At 69.7% G+C, this 16,171-nt stretch carries 16 protein-coding genes and 2 pseudogenes; 11 read left to right on the top strand and 7 right to left on the bottom strand.

Features of this window, described 5'->3' with window-relative positions; translation table 11 throughout:
• Nucleotides 1–97: 97 nt before the first annotated feature.
• Complete coding sequence (locus ABD858_RS04190) at nt 98–943, top strand: spermidine synthase (RefSeq protein WP_345034655.1); 846 nt, start codon at nt 98–100, stop codon at nt 941–943.
• Here the strand turns inward: ABD858_RS04190 and ABD858_RS04185 are convergent.
• Together ABD858_RS04185 and ABD858_RS04180 are read right to left on the bottom strand one after the other, a co-directional pair.
• Nucleotides 905–2,161 carry an MFS transporter gene (locus ABD858_RS04185; protein WP_345034653.1) on the bottom strand — a complete coding sequence of 419 codons (1,257 nt, stop codon included), beginning with the start codon at nt 2,159–2,161 and terminating at the stop codon, nt 905–907. The genes ABD858_RS04190 and ABD858_RS04185 overlap by 39 nt on opposite strands.
• 60 nt (nt 2,162–2,221) lie before the next feature.
• Nucleotides 2,222–3,229: a DUF8017 domain-containing protein gene (locus ABD858_RS04180; protein WP_345034652.1), complete on the bottom strand. Its 1,008-nt coding sequence runs from the start codon at nt 3,227–3,229 to the stop codon at nt 2,222–2,224.
• A gap of 142 nt (nt 3,230–3,371) precedes the next feature.
• Here ABD858_RS04180 and ABD858_RS04175 point away from each other — a divergent pair, with 142 nt between their 5' ends.
• Nucleotides 3,372–3,809, top strand: coding sequence for a DUF4442 domain-containing protein (locus ABD858_RS04175; protein WP_345044259.1), 438 nt, complete (start codon nt 3,372–3,374; stop codon nt 3,807–3,809).
• A 98-nt stretch (nt 3,810–3,907) separates the two neighbouring features.
• Nucleotides 3,908–4,567 (top strand): DedA family protein, encoded by a 660-nt coding sequence (locus ABD858_RS04170; RefSeq protein ID WP_345034651.1) that lies wholly within the window; start codon nt 3,908–3,910, stop codon nt 4,565–4,567.
• 210 nt (nt 4,568–4,777) lie between these two features.
• Here ABD858_RS04170 and ABD858_RS04165 read toward each other — a convergent pair whose 3' ends face one another.
• Nucleotides 4,778–5,191, bottom strand: coding sequence for an SRPBCC family protein (locus tag ABD858_RS04165; protein ID WP_345034650.1), 414 nt, complete (start codon nt 5,189–5,191; stop codon nt 4,778–4,780).
• A gap of 95 nt (nt 5,192–5,286) precedes the next feature.
• Between ABD858_RS04165 and ABD858_RS04160 the strand changes: the two genes are divergently transcribed.
• Both ABD858_RS04160 and ABD858_RS04155 read left to right on the top strand, forming a co-directional pair.
• The gene (locus tag ABD858_RS04160) at nt 5,287–5,829 is read left to right on the top strand and encodes a gamma carbonic anhydrase family protein (RefSeq protein ID WP_345034649.1); all 543 of its coding nucleotides are present in this window, start codon (nt 5,287–5,289) and stop codon (nt 5,827–5,829) included.
• Between the two features lie 59 nt (nt 5,830–5,888).
• Complete coding sequence (locus ABD858_RS04155; protein WP_345034648.1) at nt 5,889–6,629, top strand: acyltransferase; 741 nt, start codon at nt 5,889–5,891, stop codon at nt 6,627–6,629.
• Here the strand turns inward: ABD858_RS04155 and ABD858_RS04150 are convergent.
• Nucleotides 6,630–6,820: pseudogene (locus ABD858_RS04150) on the bottom strand (EamA family transporter); the annotation flags it as partial. It lies immediately after the preceding gene.
• Between the two features lie 80 nt (nt 6,821–6,900).
• On the opposite strand from ABD858_RS04150, the gene ABD858_RS04145 reads away from it, so the two are divergent.
• Together ABD858_RS04145 and ABD858_RS04140 are read left to right on the top strand one after the other, a co-directional pair.
• Nucleotides 6,901–7,473: a helix-turn-helix domain-containing protein gene (locus tag ABD858_RS04145; RefSeq protein WP_345034647.1), complete on the top strand. Its 573-nt coding sequence runs from the start codon at nt 6,901–6,903 to the stop codon at nt 7,471–7,473.
• A gap of 43 nt (nt 7,474–7,516) precedes the next feature.
• Entirely contained in the window at nt 7,517–8,071 is a 555-nt protein-coding gene (locus ABD858_RS04140; protein WP_345034645.1) for a YbaK/EbsC family protein, read from the top strand.
• Between the two features lie 16 nt (nt 8,072–8,087).
• Here ABD858_RS04140 and ABD858_RS04135 read toward each other — a convergent pair whose 3' ends face one another.
• Together ABD858_RS04135 and ABD858_RS04130 are read right to left on the bottom strand one after the other, a co-directional pair.
• Nucleotides 8,088–8,726: a protein-L-isoaspartate(D-aspartate) O-methyltransferase gene (locus ABD858_RS04135; RefSeq protein WP_345034644.1), complete on the bottom strand. Its 639-nt coding sequence runs from the start codon at nt 8,724–8,726 to the stop codon at nt 8,088–8,090.
• 242 nt (nt 8,727–8,968) lie between these two features.
• Nucleotides 8,969–9,532, bottom strand: a complete 564-nt coding sequence (locus ABD858_RS04130) for a CHAT domain-containing protein (RefSeq protein WP_345034643.1) — start codon at nt 9,530–9,532, stop codon at nt 8,969–8,971.
• A gap of 878 nt (nt 9,533–10,410) precedes the next feature.
• Between ABD858_RS04130 and ABD858_RS04125 the strand changes: the two genes are divergently transcribed.
• From ABD858_RS04125 to ABD858_RS04110, 4 genes and pseudogenes are all read left to right on the top strand, one after another.
• A complete protein-coding gene (locus ABD858_RS04125) occupies nt 10,411–12,084 on the top strand; it encodes an NAD-dependent malic enzyme (protein ID WP_345034642.1) in 1,674 nt (557 codons plus the stop codon).
• On the top strand, nt 12,081–13,535 hold the full coding sequence (fumC, locus tag ABD858_RS04120; RefSeq protein WP_345034641.1) for a class II fumarate hydratase: 1,455 nt from the start codon (nt 12,081–12,083) through the stop codon (nt 13,533–13,535). Before ABD858_RS04125 ends, fumC begins: the two co-directional genes overlap by 4 nt.
• 171 nt (nt 13,536–13,706) lie before the next feature.
• Nucleotides 13,707–14,120, top strand: a pseudogene (locus ABD858_RS04115) (helix-turn-helix domain-containing protein); the annotation flags it as partial.
• An 8-nt stretch (nt 14,121–14,128) separates the two neighbouring features.
• On the top strand, nt 14,129–14,329 hold the full coding sequence (locus ABD858_RS04110) for an ATP-binding protein (protein ID WP_345034639.1): 201 nt from the start codon (nt 14,129–14,131) through the stop codon (nt 14,327–14,329).
• Between the two features lie 779 nt (nt 14,330–15,108).
• On the opposite strand, the gene ABD858_RS04105 is transcribed toward ABD858_RS04110, so the two are convergent.
• Nucleotides 15,109–16,170 carry a hypothetical protein gene (locus tag ABD858_RS04105; RefSeq protein ID WP_345034638.1) on the bottom strand — a complete coding sequence of 354 codons (1,062 nt, stop codon included), beginning with the start codon at nt 16,168–16,170 and terminating at the stop codon, nt 15,109–15,111.
• Nucleotide 16,171 lies beyond the last annotated feature (1 nt).

Below are 16,171 nucleotides of genomic sequence, written 5' to 3'. Positions count from 1 at the left end.
CCCTCCCGGCAGGCCCCCGCGGCCCGTGCGGGCTTCGCCCAGGCAGCCGCGCACGCGGCCGCCGTCGCCGGGATCCGGGCGGATGCACAATGAGACGGTGAATGAGCCGATACCCGTCGCCCGAACCGTGGATCAGGGCACCGCCAAGCTGATGCCCGACGTGGACCGGGCCCGGGCCTGGCTGCTCACCGTGGACGGGGCACCTCAGTCGTACGTGGACCTGGACGATCCCACGCATCTGGAGTTCGAGTACGCCCAGAGGCTCGCCCATGTCGTCGACTGCGCCGCGGCCGAGGGCGCCCCGCTCGACGTACTGCACCTCGGCGGCGGGGCGCTCACCCTGCCGCGCTATGTCGCCGCGACCCGTCCCGGATCCCGGCAGGACGTGGTGGAGGCGGACCTGGGGCTGCTGGAGCTGGTGGCCGAGCATCTGGGGCTGCCGGACGGGTCGGGCATCGAGGTGCACGGCGCGGACGCGCGGGCCTGGACGGAGGCAGCGCCCGCCGGCTCCGCCGATCTGCTGATCGCCGATGTCTTCGGCGGCTCTCGGGTGCCCGCGCACCTCACCTCGGTCGAGTACGCCCGCGCCGCGGAACGGGTGCTGCGGCCCGGCGGCATCTACGCGGCCAATCTCGCGGACGGTGCGCCCTTCACCTTCCTGCGCGCCCAGATCGCCACGTTCGCGGCGGTCTTCGAGGAGCTGGCGCTGATCGCGGAGCCGTCCGTGCTGCGTGGCCGGCGCTTCGGCAACGCGGTGCTGCTCGCCTCCCACGCGGAGCTCGACACGGCCGCGCTGGCCCGCCGTACCGCGGCGGACGCCTTCCCGGCCCGGGTCGAACACGGCGCGGCACTGAGGGAGTTCACCGGGGGCGTACATCCGGTGCGGGACGCGGACGCCCAGCCGTCACCCGAGCCGCCCGACGGGGCTTTCAGTATCGGCTGACGCCTCGGAACCGGAGGCGGCCGCGGTCAGCGGTGTACGGCGTGTCAGGTTCCGTACCCCCGGTACGAGCAGCACCGCGGCCGTGAGCAGGACGATCACCGCGGTGCAGCCCCACAGCGCGGGCCCGCGGCCCACGGCCTGCTCGGCGGGGCCGGCCAGCGCCGTGCCCAGCGGCAGGAAGGCCAGGGAACCGAACCAGTCGTAGGCCGAGACCCGCGACAGCTTCTCCTCGGGGATCTCCTGGTGCAGCGTCGTCATCCAGGAGACCGAGAACACCTCGATCGCGACGCCGCTGAGCAGCATCGCCACGGCCAGTACCGGAACCGGCACCGGGACGGCGAGCGCCGCCGAGGGAAGGGCGTACGGGAAGACGCAGACCGTGCCCACCAGCAGCATCCTGCGCGGCTTCCAGCGCATCATCAGCAGCGCCCCGAGGGCCATGCCCCCGGCGAAGGCGGCGAGCGCCAGGCCCCATGGCCCGGCCCCGCCGAGCTCCTCCTCGGCGACCAGCGGTCCGTACACCGAATCGGTGGCGCCGAAGAAGGCGTTGCAGACGGAGAACTGCACCACGATGACCCAAAGCCAGGTCCGGCCGGTGAACTCCCGCCAGCCGTCGCGCAGATCGGCGAGCAGCCCCTCGCCCGGTTCGCGCGGCGGTATGTGGCTGACGTCGAGGAAGGCGCGCAGCGCGCCGGCGACCGCGAACGCGGCCGCGTCGAGGGCCAGTACCCACCCGGGGCCGACGACCGCGACCAGAGCCCCGCCGAGGGCGGCGCCGCCGATGACCGCGCCGTTCATGCCCAGGCGGAACAGCGCGAAGGCCCGGCTCGCCTGTTCACCGCTGACGCTGGACAGCAGCATGCCCTCCGCGGCAGGGGAGAAGAAGGCCTGTCCGGTGCCACAGAGTGCGCTCAGCAGCATCATCTGCCACAACTGCGGCTCCCCGGCGAGGACGAGGAGCGCGAAGGCTCCCTGGGATACGCAGTTGAGGGCGTTGGCGGCGACCATCACCCGGTGCCGGGGCACCCGGTCGGCGACGGCGCCGCCGATGAGGAGGAAGAGGACGAGCGGAAGGGTACGGGCCGCGGCGACCAGGCCCACGTCACCGCCGTCGCCGCCTGTCTCCAGTACGGCGAACGCCGCCGCGATCAGGGCGGCATGGGTGCCCAGACTGGTGATGATCGCGGCGGCGGTCAGCAGTGTGTAGTTACGCTTCACCTGGGGACTGTCCCGTCGCCGCGGTGGCGCGGCAAGTGAATTTCGGGCGCCGGGTGCCGCTCAGGACTCGGTCGGCTCTCCCGCCAGTCGCACGGTGCTCAGGATCTTCTGGATCGTGGCCTCCGGAACCTCACCGTCCACGCCCGTTGCGGAGTAGAGGGACCAGGCGACGAAGTCGTTCTTGGCGTTCTTGAAGCCGAAGGTGATGGCCTTGCCGTCGCTGTCGCACTTGCCCGTCTTGTCCGCGCCGACCGACCAGGCGGTCGCCACGCTGCCGGTGATCCCCGACTTGGTGGTGTAGGGCTTGGCCTTGCTGGTCTTGACCGGCTTCTTGTCGGGCTGGGTGAACGCGCCGTAGACCCACCAGGCCACCTGGTTCTCGGCGACCTCCTCGGTGCTCTTGGCGCCGTCCGCGCCCTTGGTGCCGGTGCCGGCGAGTGCGGTGTCGGTGCTGTAACCGTCCTTGTCCTCGTCGTCCGTGCACCACTTGGACTTGTAGTAGGCAGGGGCCGAGTGGCCGATGATCACCTTGCCGTCCTTGTCCTCGAAGCCCGAGAACGTGTCCGCCTTGGAGACCTCCCAGTCCTGCGGCACGTCGAACGCGGTGCCCCACTTGGGGTTCACGACGACCTTCCAGCCCGCGACGACGGGCTGGATGCCCTTGGCGTCTCCACGCGGGTTGTCGGTCGGCGAGGGAGCCGTGGTGGCGGTGGCGCTCGGCTTTGGATCAGCCTGGTTCGACGGGCCCTTGTCGTCGTCCTTCAGCACGACCACACCGGTGACCACGGCGGCGGCGACGACCGCGGTGGCCGCGACGACGGCGACCACGGCGGTCTTCCTTCGGTTGTTGTCCTGCGGCTGGGGTGCCTCCGGGACGGCGTACTGCGGCGCCGTCGGCTGCTGGTACGGGTCCGGCTGAGGGTAGCCCGGCTGCTGATAACCCGTCTGCTGCTGATATCCCGGCTGCTGATAGGGATTCGGCTGCTGGTACCCCGGCTGCTGGTACGGATTCGGGTTCTGGTCCTGCGGGTTCTGCTCGCCCCCGGGCGGCTGCTGTCCTGGCCACATGGCGATCAACGATAGAGGGGGCTGATCGGCGGTGCCACGGCCGCCCCGGGCGGGGGCGGACCCGGAGGGCGGCCGGGGGCGGCGCGAAGGATGGTCAAGCTGCACTACTCGTGAGTAACATCGTGCCATGAGCGCAGAACAGATGACCGTCGGCCAGATGCTCGCCGCGACGGTGCCCATGGCCAGGACCCTCAAGCTGGAGTTCCTGGAGACCACGCCGGAACGCGCGGTCGTCCGTCTGCCGGACCAGGCCGACTACCACAACCACCTCGGCGGCCCGCACGCCGGCGCGATGTTCACCCTCGCCGAGTCCGCGAGCGGCGCCATCGTCCTCGCCGCCTTCGGCGACCAGCTGCACCGTGCCGTGCCGCTCGCCGTGAAGGCGGAGATCGGCTACAAGAAGCTCGCCAAGGGCATCGTCACCGCGACCGCGACGCTGGGCCGCCCGATCGCCGACGTCGTCGCCGAGCTCGACGAGGGGGAGCGCCCGGAGTTTCCCGTGGCCGTCGAGATCCAGCGGCAGGACGGTGCGGTCACCGGAGTCATGACGGTCGTATGGACCCTGCGCCCCAACGACTGACCCGGTCGTACGGTCCGGCGGGGTAGGCTGCCCGGGGCACGCCGAAGGGGGCGCCCCGGGCAGCGTCACATGGGCACATCGATCGGGAGGAACCGGCATTGCACGTCCAGGAGTGGCTCGAGACCGTGCCGGCGGTCATCATCTACCTCCTGGTGGGGGTGGTCATCGGAGTGGAAAGCCTGGGCATCCCTCTGCCCGGCGAGATCATCCTCGTGAGCTCGGCGCTGCTCGCCTCCCAGCACGGCCAGATCGACCCGGTGATCCTCGGTGCCTGCGCCAGCGCGGGAGCGATCATCGGTGACTCCATCGGCTACGGCATCGGCCGCAGGGGCGGCAGGCCGCTGCTCACCCGGCTCGGCCGCAGATTCCCCAAGCACTTCAGCGCGGCCAATATCGCCATGGCGGAGCGCTCCTTCGAGCGGTGGGGCATGTGGGCCGTGTTCTTCGGCCGCTTCGTCGCCCTGCTGCGGATCTTCGCGGGTCCGCTCGCGGGTGTCCTGCGCATGCCGTACTGGAAGTTCCTGATCGCCAATGTCCTCGGCGGAATCCTGTGGGCGGGCGGTACGACGGCCGTCATCTACTACGTGGGCATCGTCGCGGAGGCGTGGCTCAAGCGCTTCTCCTGGGTGGGCCTGGTCGCGGCGGTTCTGATCGGGGTCGTCTCGATGCTCGTGATCAAGCGCCGCGCGAAGAAGGCCGCGGCGCAGGCCGACGCCCAGGTGTCCGAGGCCACGGAGCGCGTCCCGGCCGCGGACTGATCCGCGGCCGCGCGGGGGCGTGCCGCCGCGCCCCGGTGTCGCCGCCCCCCGCCGGGACGGTGTGGCCGTCCTCACATGCCGGACGGGCCGGTGGTCGCTGTCTGCCGCCCGGCAGGTCCCGACCTGGCCGGCTCGGGTCGACGGACGTGCCGGGCAGGTCCCGGAGCAGGCCCTGGAGCCGAGCTGCGCCCGGGCACGGGAAGAGATCGGTCAGTCCGCCAGTACCGATCTCATCGCGCGGCCGAAGACCCGCCGGCCGGCCGGGGCGAGGAGCGGGTCGAGCAGGCGGGGCAGGCCGCGAAGGCACAGCTCCTCGCGCCAGGTCACGACGGAACCCCCGCCCGCCGGGGCGACCTCGAGCTCCGCCCAGCCGGTCACCACCGAGCCGCGCTTCTCCAGGCGGCAGCGGCCCGCACGCCCGGCTTCCGGGGGTTCCCAGTGGACGACCTCCATCGGATCGTCGAAGCCGGCCCGGCCCAGCCCGGTGCGGGCCACGAAGCCGGTGGCCGTGACGGTGATCCTGGTCAGCGGGACCGAGGCCGCGTGCCGTTCCCAGTCGGTCAGCCGGCGCCAGGCTTCCCCGGCAGGCAACGGGGTATGGCGTTCGATCACGAAGAGGGCCATCGGCCGATCGTACGGTCCACCCGGCCACCGGTCTCCGTTCCGCGTCGCCTACGGTGCACCCTGGGCGCGAACGGATCAGCACGAGGGAGTACGTCATGGCAGAGCAGGCGCAGACGCGGGCCTTGGTCGCGGGCGTGGGCGGCAAGAGCCCCGATATCGCCCCGTCGGCCTTCACCGCTCCCACCTCCGTGGTGGTCGGCGACGTCACCATCGCTGCCGGTGCGAGCGTCTGGTACCACGCGGTGCTGCGCGGCGACTGCGGGCCGATCGTGCTCGGCGCCGACAGCAACATCCAGGACAACTGCACCGTGCATGTGGACCCGGGCTTCCCGGTGACCGTCGGCGAGCGGGTCTCGGTCGGTCACAACGCCGTGCTGCACGGCTGCACCGTCGAGGACGACGTACTGGTCGGCATGGGCGCCACGGTCCTCAACGGCGCCCACATCGGTGCCGGCTCGCTGATCGCCGCGCAGGCGCTGGTGCCCCAGGGCATGCGGGTGCCGCCCGGCTCGCTGGTCGCCGGCGTGCCGGCGAAGGTCAAGCGTGAGCTCACCGCGGAGGAGCGCGAGGGCATCAGGCTGAATGCCGTGATGTACCTCGAGCTCGTGAAGGGGCACCGCGAGGCCCTGGAGGGCTGAGCCGAAGATCACAGCCCGGTGGCCCGTCCGGCACGGCTACCGGTGAGTACCGTATGCGGGTGCCGAAGAACAGCAACGCGTTCTCATCGCTGACCGCCTGGCGACGTCGCGCCACCACAGCCGTGATCCACCGCGGGTGGCGCCGGCTGCAGGAAGCGGGCGCGGTGACCGCGGAGCGCCCCGGCGGGCTGCGGTTCCGCCGGATCGGCACCGGTACCCGGCTGGCCTTCCCGCAGGGCACGGTCTTCGGCGAGCCGTGGATCGAGCTCGGAGAGCACTGCATCATCGCGGAGCAGGTCACGCTCACCGCGGGCATGATGCCCGGCCTGGACCTGGGCACCGACACGGTCCTGACCCTCGGCAACGGCGTGGTGCTCGGCCGCGGCAGCCATGTCATCGCCGACACCCGGGTGACCATAGGCAACGACGTGTACTGCGGGCCGTACGTCTACATCACCTCCACCAATCACAGCTACGACGACCCCGAGCAGCCGGTCGGCAAGCAGTGGCCGCGCACGGATCCGGTGGAGATAGGCCCCGGCTGCTGGATAGGCACCGGTGCGGTGATCCTTCCCGGGGCGCGGCTGGGCCGCAATGTCGTGGTGGCCGCGGGTGCGGTCGTACGGGGCGAGGTGCCCGACCACGCCGTGGTGGCCGGGGCGCCCGCGCGGATCGTACGGAGCTGGGACGAGGGCAAGGGCTGGCAGCCCCCCCTCCGTACGCCCGCCCCCGTACCGATTCCGGCGGGGATCACCCCCGCACAGCTGCAGGCTCTCGCCGAGCTGGAGGCGGAGGGCTGATCAGCCGCCGGCCGCGGCCGGCAGCGCCGTGCCGACCAGTGCGAGCCCCGCGCCGGCCGCCTGCACACTGCGCAGCCGCCCCTTGAGTACGACGCGGGCCGCGAGCGCCGTGATCACTGGGTGGAGCGAGGCGAGCACGGCGGCGACGTTGACCGGCCCAGTTGGGCGGCGATCGCGTAGGTGTCCTTCGCAGTACAGTGCAGTGAACATTCGGTTCACCACACCGTAGTTCAATAGGTTGAACTCTGTCATTCACAATATTGGACGGAATGTGTCGGATCTCGATCTGCTCACCCAGTCCCTGGGACGGAACGTCAAACGCTGGCGTACCGAGCGCGGCTTCACCCTGGAGGCGCTCGCGGCCCGGGCGGGAGTCAGCCGTGGCATGCTCATCCAGATCGAGCAGGCCCGCACCAACCCCAGCCTCGGCACGGTGGTGAAGATCGGCGACGCGCTCGGCGTGAGCATCACGACGCTGCTCGACTTCGAGGGCGGCCCCCAGGTCCGTGTCGTCCCGCCCGAGCAGGCGGTCCGGATGTGGTCCAGCGACGCTGGCAGCGAAAGTATCCTGCTCGCCGGCACCGAGGCGCCGGGCCCGCTGGAGCTGTGGCAGTGGCGGCTGATGCCCGGTGAGGGGAGTTCCTCCGACCCGCACCCCGCGGGGACTGTCGAGCTCCTCCATGTCACCGCCGGCGAACTCACCCTGGTCGTCGGGGGCGTGGAGCACCGCGTCCCGGCCGGATCCTCCGCCTCCTACGAGGCCGGCACCGAGCACATCTACCGCAACGACGGGACGGAGCCGGCCGAGCTGATCCTCACCGTCTCGGTGCCTCCCGTACGCTGAGACGGTCAACCGGCGGGCGGGCCGTGGCTGTTAGCGTGCGCGTATGCGCGCACCCATCGGAAACTTCGACAACGCCCGGCCCGCTGCCGACTGCCTCGACCTGCTCACCCCGCCCGTCGCCGATGCCGTGCGCACCTGGCACGGAGCTGTGCCGGCCGGACAGCTCCTCTATGTCGACACCGACCCGGGGATCGCCGACACCGCCGTCTTCGTCGAGCACTACGGCCCGGAGCTGCTCGAGCAGTCCGCCAACTGCGTGGTCGTGGCGGGCAAGCGGGGCGGTGAGACCACCCTCGCCGCCTGCCTGGTCCTCTCCCACACCCGGGTGGACGTCAACGGCACCGTGCGCGGCCATCTCGGCTCCCGCAAGGCGTCCTTCGCCCCCATGGACACCGCGACCGGCGGGACCGGCATGGAGTACGGCGGTATCACCCCCATCGGCCTTCCCGTGTCCTGGCCGCTTCTGGTGGACCCGGCCGTCGTCGACACGGAGTGGGTCCTGATCGGCAGCGGGCGCCGCCGCGGCAAGCTGATCGTCCCCGGCAAGACCTTCGCCGGGCTGCCCGGAGCGGTCGTGCTGGACGGGCTCGGCGTCTGAGCCCCGCCGCCCCGGCTCAGCCGGGGGTGTAGCCGTGCGTGCCGTACAGCCGCACGAAGCGGGCCGAGGTGACGGTCCTGACGTGCACGAGACCGAGGCCGCGCCGCTCGTACAGCTCCACCAGTTCCTGCCCGCCCGGCCCGATGGGCTGCACGAGGCGACCGCCGGGCCGGAGCTGTCCGACGAGCGGCGGCGGCACCTCCGGGAAGGCCGCGGAGACGAGGACGCCGTCGTACGGAGCATGATCGGCCATACCGAGGGTGCCGTCACCGATGACGAGCTCGACCTTCCCGAGCAGCCGCTCCCGGCCCAGGCCGCGCCGGGCCTCCTCCACCATGTCCGGCCATCGCTCCACGCTGACGACGGACGAGGTCAGACGGGCCAGCAGCGCCGTCTGCCAGCCGTATCCGGTGCCGACCTCCAGAACGTGCTCGGCGCCGGTGAGACCGAGGGCGGCGATCATCATCGCGACCAGAGAAGGCTGCGTGGTCACCTGTCCGTGACTGATGGGGATCGGATCGTCCGCATACGCGAGGGCGATGTGCTTGGCGGGGACGAACTCCGCTCGCGGAGTGTGACGGATGGCATCCAGTACGCGTTCGTCCGCCACGCCCGCGGCGCGGGCCGCCAGAACCAGTTGCTCAGAGGAGGGCACATTGGCGTAATACCCACCGAAACCCCTTGACTGAGGGCGAATACGGATGGAAACTGGTCTTTACACCGGAAAACCGGAGAGAGCCGCACCCGTTGACGAAGACGTTCGTCGACCCGCGTGACTTTTTGCAGGCTCTGGCTAGGCCCCCGGCAGATCTTCCAGATACCGGAGCTATCAGCGACGACTGAGGCCCAAAGGTATCGAAGAGGACTACCGGGGACTGCGGATGTTGGGCGGAAGCCCTAGCCGGACCCGGTGCGGCCGCACCGGGTCCGGTGATGTGTGCTCGGCTGCGCTCGGATCGCGGAGCACGTCCTTGGGCGACGCGCCCGACGCCGTCCGGCGACCTGCACGGGCGCCCGCTCACGCTCCGACATGCACGTACGCGGCCCACAGGGACGGGGAAGTCGGGCAGCAGCGTCAGGACGTCGGCACGTCTCGGCGGCGGTGCCGCGGTGCCGGACTGCCTCACCACCACGGCCCCGGGGCAGACGGGACCGTACTGCCTCGACATCATCGGGAACGAACCGCAAGTCCCTCTCCACGCCCGGTGTGGTGGGCATCGCGACGATCAGCCCTGCAGGCGTCCGGGCTGGGGGTGCGGAGGCGCGCTGACGTGCATGGCGCAGCGCGCGGACGGTGGGCGTGTACGACGGGACAACCCGGTCCAGTACCGTGCGTCGCCCAGGACTGCCGGCCGGATCGTCGTAGTGACCTGCGGCGTGCAGGGGGAGCTGCCCGAGCAGTCCGTCCGGGGCCCACCACACCGTGGGCCTGCGCCGATCAGCCGGCTTCGCGCTGATCATTTCGCTGAGAAAACCTCACCGGCATCGGCTGGTTGCGATCAGGTCATGACGGTCGGCGTGGCCACCCCGCGAAAAATGTATCGGAGCGCGGAATCACTCGGACGGAGCAGCGTATGGCTCGCCTGCGTTGCGCCGTCACTTTGACGGGTGTTGGGTGGCAACGAACAGGCATCGGAACAAAGATCCGCGAAGACGCACTGTCCCCGAACTCGGACGTCGGGCGAACGCGATTCCCGACGCTTTCACTGTCACGCCATTCATGACCTGCCAGTGTCGCCTCGAACGAGGAGATTCACCGATGGAAATACCTGAGGGAATCACACACAGTCGTCGCCACTTCCTTGGCACCGCTGCCGCGGCTGCTGTGGCGGCCCAACTGTCCATGACTGGTGAAACGCAAGCGCAGGCTGCGGCCGCACTTCCTGCCAGCTCCCAGCCATGGGTTCCTCTTTGGCCGAAGTCGCCGGCCGGTCGGCCGGCGGTTAGCCTGAAATCATGCTGTGGCGCTGATGAGGCGCTGCGGCGGGGTCGGTGGTGTGCTTGCCGCGCGAGCTCCTGCGGGCGCTCGCCGGCTGGGGCGTGGCCGTCCTCATGAAGCTTCACACTCCCCGCCGGGCCGTGAGCCCGTGGCTGCATTTACGCGTGCCGACCGACCAAGCCTGCGCCACGGGCCTGGCCGACGAGCGGTTCCGGACCGTGGACCAACAACGAGCGCGATGCCGACCTGTCCGGCGACGTTCGAAACTGCGCATCTGCTTGGTGGGCCTGGAGGAATGCGTCCCCGCCACCGATCAACGTGCGATTGGCATGGCACGGGGCATGCCCGCACAATCACTTCGCGTCGGACATGAGACGGCCTTCGCACAGAGGAGAATCTCATGTCCGAGAGCCACACGCGGACCCCGGCCAGTCCCGCCGTCCTGGTCGATCCGCTGCGTAACCGCGGCGTCGCCTTCACACAGGAGGAGCGGGAGGCCCTCGGCCTCACCGGACGGCTGCCGTCCGGAGTGCTCACACTCGACCAGCAGGCTCAGCGCGCCTATCAGCAGTTGAACGCCCAGGGCAGCGACCTGGCCAAGAACGTCTACCTGGAACAGCTGCACGACCGCAACGAAACCCTGTACTTCAAGGTTCTCTCCGAGCATCTCGCAGAGCTGCTGCCCATCGTCTACGACCCCACCGTGGGCGAGGCAATCGAGAGGTACTCCCACGAGTACCGCCGGCCTCGAGGCATCTTCTTGTCCATCGATCAGCCGGACGACATGGAGAAGGCGTTCGCCACGCTCGAACTCGGGCCCGAGGACGTGGACCTGATCGTGTGCACCGACGCGGAGGAGATCCTGGGCATCGGTGACTGGGGCGTCGGAGGAATCCAGATATCGGTCGGCAAGCTGGCGGTTTACACGGCGGCTGCCGGCGTGGACCCGGGCCGGGTTGTGCCCGTGTCGCTGGATGTGGGCACGGACCGAAAGTCGCTGTTGGACGACCCGCTGTACCTGGGCAACCGGCACCCTCGCGCCCGCGGCGCCGACTACGACGCGTTCATGGAGAAGTACCTGGAGACTGCATCGTCCATGTTCCCCAACGCGTTGCTGCACTTCGAGGACTTCGGTCCCAGCAACGCGCGACGGATCCTGGAGCAGTACGGCGGACGCTACCGGATCTTCAACGACGACATGCAGGGGACGGGCGCCATCACGCTTGCTGCCGCGCTGTCGGCCGTCAAAGTGAGCGGTGTGCGGATGAGGGACCAGAGGCTGGTCGTCTTCGGGGCCGGCACCGCGGGGGTGGGCATCGCCGACCAGCTGCGCGACGCCATGATCCGCGACGGCGCGGATCCGGAGCAGGCCACCGCACAAGTGTGGCTGATCGACAAGCAGGGGCTGCTCACCCGGGACATGGGCGACCTGCGTGACTTCCAGCAGCCCTACGCGCGCGATCATGCCGAGGTCGCAGACTGGAGGAGGGACGACGGCACGATCTCGTTGCCGGAAACAGTGCGCCAGGTCAAACCCACGATCCTGCTGGGCACTTCCACCGTGCACGGGGCGTTCACACGCGAGGTCGTCGAGGCCATGTCCGAGGGCACCGAGCGGCCGATCATCTTCCCGATCTCCAATCCCACCTCCCGGATCGAGGCCATGCCCGCCGACGTCATCGCCTGGTCCAAGGGAAAGGCACTGGTCGCCACCGGCATCCCCGTTCCGCCGGTGGAGTACGACGGCGTGACCTACCGGATCGGGCAGGCGAACAACGCCCTGCTGTACCCGGGGCTGGGCCTGGGCACGATCGTCTCCGGAGCGTCCCAGGTGACCGCGGGCATGCTGCTCGCGGCGGCACGTGCGGTCGCGGGCCAGGTCGACGCGACCGGGCCGGGCGCTTCTCTGCTGCCACCTGTGGAGAACCTGCGCGAGTCCTCGGCGATCACCGCGACCGCCGTGGTCGAGGCGGCGCTCGACGAGGGAGTGGCCACCTGCAAGCCGACCGAACCCGCAGAGGCTGTCCGAGAGGCCATGTGGCAGCCCGGCTACACCGGCGGAGCGACGTCATGACCACGCGGGTTCCGAAGCTCCTCGATGTCCCTGTCGGCCTGGACGCGACCGGCACCCGGCGGGAGACCGACTCGATGGGCGCCATCGACGTTCCCGCCGATCGCTACTGGGGTGCGCAGACCGAACGGTCCTTGATCCACTTTTCCATCGGGGACGACCGGATGCCCACAGCGGTCTACCACGCCTACGGCTACGTCAAGAAGGCCGCCGCCATTGTCAACGGGCGCGCCGGACGCCTGCCGGCCTGGAAGAGCGACGTGATCCAGCGTGTGGCCAACGAAGTCATCGCGGGCAAGCTGGACGAGCATTTCCCGCTGTACGTGTGGCAGACAGGCTCCGGGACCCAGTCCAACATGAACACCAACGAGGTGATCAGCAACCGCGCCATTCAGCTGGTCGGCGGGGAGCTGGGCAGCAAGTCCCCCATCCACCCCAACGACCACGTCAACATGGGGCAGTCCTCCAACGACACCTTCCCCACCGCCATGCACATCGCCGCGGTCAAGGAGATCCACGAGCACCTGCTGCCCAGCGTGCAGATGCTGCACCAAGCCATCGAGGCCAAATCACGGCAATGGCACGACGTGGTGAAGATCGGCCGCACCCACCTGGAGGACGCGGTCCCGCTCACCGTCGGGCAGGAATGGTCCGGCTACGCCCACCAGCTCAAACAGGCGATCGACCGGGTCGCCAGATCCGCCGAGGGACTGTACGAGCTGGCCATGGGCGGCACCGCGGTCGGGACCGGGCTCAACGCCCCGCCCGGATTCGGCGAGCAGGTCGCCGCCGAGATCGCCTCCGCGACCGGCTTCCCGTTCACCACTGCCGCGAACAAGTTCGCGGCCCAGGGCGGTTTGGACGCCATGGTCGGTGCCTCCGCCGGGCTGAGGGCGCTGGCCGTGCCGTTGATGAAGATCGCCAACGACATCCGCTGGCTGGCCTCCGGACCCCGCTGCGGCCTGGCGGAACTGAACCTCCCGGCGAACGAGCCCGGCTCCTCGATCATGCCGGGTAAGGTCAATCCGACCCAGTGCGAGGCGATGGTCATGGTCTGCATCCAGGTGCTGTCCGAGGACACCGTCATCGCTTTCGCCGGCTCACAGGGCAACTTCGAGCTCAACGCCATGCGTCCGGTCGTCATCAACAATTTCCTGCACGCGGCCACCATCCTCGCCGACGCCTGCACCAAGATGCGGGAGTACTGCATCGAGGACGCCGATCTCAACCGGGAGCAGATCGACAGCTATGTCAACCGGTCACTCATGCTGGTCACCGCGCTCTCACCGGTGATCGGCTACGACAAGGCCTCGGCGATCGCCCACAAGGCCAACGACGAGGGCACCACTCTGCGCGAGGCCGCACTGGCATCCGGCTACATCAGCGCCGAGGAGTTCGACCACATCGTCAGACCCGCCGCCATGGTTGGCCGGGAAGAGAATGACGCCGCCTGATTGTCAGCGGCGACAGGCTGGGAAGTTCGTCGTGAGCATGCCCCTCCACGCGTGGCCCATGCTGGTCTACGAGGACCTGGCTCCCATGGTCGCTTACGTGAACCGGTCGGTGCAGGTCGCGATCTCTTGATCATCCTGACTTCACTGGGCTGGAGTCAGGAGGAAGCGAGGGTGATCCACGTGGAGGACTGGGCCGAGATCCGTCGGCTGCACCGGACCGAGGGGCTGTCGGCCCGGGCGGTGGCCCGGCAGCTGGGGATCTCCAGGAGTACGGTGCTGCGGGCGGTGGCCTCGAACCGGCCGCCGGCCTACCAGCGGGCGCCGAAGGGCTCGGCGGTGGACGCGGTCGAGCCGGCGATCCGGGAACTGTCGAAGCAGACCCCGACGATGCCCGTGACGGTGATCGCGGAGCGGATCGGCTGGGAGCGCGGGCTGACGATCCTGCGCGAGCGGGTGCGCGAACTGCGGCCGGCCTATCTGCCGGTGGACCCCGTATCGCGGACGGGCTACGAGCCGGGCGAGCTCGCGCAGTGCGACCTGTGGTTCCCGCCGGTGGACATCCCGCTCGGCTACGCAGATACGAGAGGGCCAGCGTGATCGTCACCTCGAACAAGCCCTTCGGGCGCTGGGGAGAGGTCTTCGGCGACGAGACCGTCGCCGCCGCGATGATCGACCGGCTCGTCCACAACGCGGCGAGTCCTACCGCATGCGCGGCCGAGAACTCGGCCGCGTCCCCACCGCCAACGACAGCGACTGACGCCAACCGCCGAGACCGCGCGGTGGCCCGGAATTGAACCGCTCAGACTGGCCCACATTCAGCCATTGCCGACAGACCTCACTCATCGCTCGCCCATTCGCGAACATCCGCTTCTTAACGACGGGCGCCCCAGGTAGTTGGCTAAGAGATGGGTGGTTTATTCATGAATGGCGGGTTGTCGATGATCAGAGTCATGGACAGGGAACAGCCAGTAGCAGCCGCCCGCCGCATCGTCGAGAGGCGGCATCCTGCGGCCCGCGCCGCGTTCGTCGGGGGCGGGGCCGTGACGCCACGGCGTACCCCTTGGTCGGATCTGGACATCGTGGTGATCCTCCACGGGGCGCCGGCGCCGTATCGGGACAGCTCCGTCGAGGACGGGTGGCCGGTGGAGCTGTTCGCGCACACGGAGGAGAGCTGGCGGGCGTTCGTCGAGCGGGAGACCGCGCGGCGGCGATCACCGTTGCTGTTCATGTGTGCTGAAGGCCGAGTCGTCGTGGATCGGGATGGAGTCGGGGCGCGATTGGCGACGGAGGCGCGGAGCCGGGTGATTGCCGGACCGCCACCAGTTACACAAGAAGAGCGTGACGCGGTGCGGTACGGGCTCACGGATCTGTTGCACGATCTCGTAGCTGGTCCAGCCGCGGGGGAAGTGCTGTTCATCGTGTCAGAGGTGGCTCGGCGGACCGCCGAGCTGGAGATCCTGTCAGCCGGTGGCTGGCTGGGGGGTGGCAAGTGGCTGGCCAGGCGGGCGGACGCGATCTCGCCCGGGCTGGCAGCGAGACTGGAGGAAGCGGTGCGTGCAGCGCTGGACGGAGATTACGTGGGCTTGTTGGCTCTGGCTTGGGCGGCGTTGGATCGCTGCGGCGGACCCTTGTGGGTCGGGTACAGGGTGTCCGGGGTGCCGTAGCTGCGCGGTGGCGGGTGCAATACCGCGCCTTCCAAGGCGTGGGCCACCGACGGCCAGTCGGCGAGAGGGCTGACTAGGCTCCAGAAGGTGTGGTAGATGCGGATGGCTTGGCTGAGGCCAGTCATCGCCGCGGCTGGTTGGATACGGCCGGCCATACGGCGGACGGTGGCGCCAGGGCCCCGTTGAGCCGCGGGGATGCCGGAGCCAAGGAGCAGGGTCGCGGTGCGTATGGCGTCCAGGGCGTCGGGGGCGGTATGGCGCGCATGATCGCCGTGGACCACAGAGTGCCAGGGACGGCGGGAGCGGACCCAGGAGAGGCGTTCGAGGGCGGTGCCGAGGTCGACGGCCATGTACGTGGGGTCGTCGGCGTTCCATAGCAGGACGATGTCGCCGAGGGGGACACTGGCGTGGTCATAGCGCAGGGTTATGCCTGCGACCTGGCGGCGGCGCCAGATCTTGAGGTTGCCGTGGATGGTGATGTGGCGGGCGTGGAGGCTGAGGCGGGACAGTACGGTCAGCCATTCGTCGAGGACAGTGCCGTACGTGCTGACGTCGGTGATGGTCTGGATGCGGGAGGCGTTGACGAAGGCTGTCAGGAAGCCGTCGCGGAGGTTTCCGTGCTCGTCGCGCTGGCCGGTCAGGCGGACGACAGGTTGAGGGAGGAAGCCCTGGCGGTACGGGACAGGCTGACGGTGTTTGAGGTACGGGTCCAGTGCCTGGACGGCGGAGATCGTCAGCTCGGTCTCCCGGCCCCAGCGCAGGGGGAGGCACTCGGCGCGCGGGACGCCGGTGTCGGCGAAGGCCGATTGCAGGGTGGCCAGGAGTTCCAGCCAGGGCAGGTCGTGGCGGGGCGGGTGGTACGGGGTGCCGCGCTGTGGATGCTCTATGGTCAGGTGGTCGCCGTCGAGGGTGAACTCCCAGTGCGGTCCGAGGGCCTTCCGCAGTACGCCGGGGAGTTGGGCGGTCAGCATG

Source organism: Streptomyces sannanensis (assembly GCF_039536205.1).
GTDB classification, from domain to species: Bacteria; Actinomycetota; Actinomycetes; order Streptomycetales; family Streptomycetaceae; genus Streptomyces; species Streptomyces sannanensis.
This window is presented reverse-complemented; position numbering and strand designations above follow the sequence as displayed.

Excerpts from the sequence above, each read along its gene's own strand:
- ABD858_RS04180 (WP_345034652.1), bottom strand. The coding sequence starts at position 3,229 with ATGTGGCCAGGACAGCAGCCGCCCGGGGGCGAGCAGAACCCGCAGGAC.
- ABD858_RS04175 (WP_345044259.1), top strand. The coding sequence starts at position 3,372 with ATGACCGTCGGCCAGATGCTCGCCGCGACGGTGCCCATGGCCAGGACC.
- ABD858_RS04165 (WP_345034650.1), bottom strand. The coding sequence starts at position 5,191 with ATGGCCCTCTTCGTGATCGAACGCCATACCCCGTTGCCTGCCGGGGAA.
- ABD858_RS04160 (WP_345034649.1), top strand. The coding sequence starts at position 5,287 with ATGGCAGAGCAGGCGCAGACGCGGGCCTTGGTCGCGGGCGTGGGCGGC.
- ABD858_RS04140 (WP_345034645.1), top strand. The coding sequence starts at position 7,517 with ATGCGCGCACCCATCGGAAACTTCGACAACGCCCGGCCCGCTGCCGAC.
- ABD858_RS04130 (WP_345034643.1), bottom strand. The coding sequence starts at position 9,532 with ATGATCAGCGCGAAGCCGGCTGATCGGCGCAGGCCCACGGTGTGGTGG.
- ABD858_RS04125 (WP_345034642.1), top strand. The coding sequence starts at position 10,411 with ATGTCCGAGAGCCACACGCGGACCCCGGCCAGTCCCGCCGTCCTGGTC.
- fumC (WP_345034641.1), top strand. The coding sequence starts at position 12,081 with ATGACCACGCGGGTTCCGAAGCTCCTCGATGTCCCTGTCGGCCTGGAC.
- ABD858_RS04105 (WP_345034638.1), bottom strand. The coding sequence starts at position 16,170 with ATGCTGACCGCCCAACTCCCCGGCGTACTGCGGAAGGCCCTCGGACCG.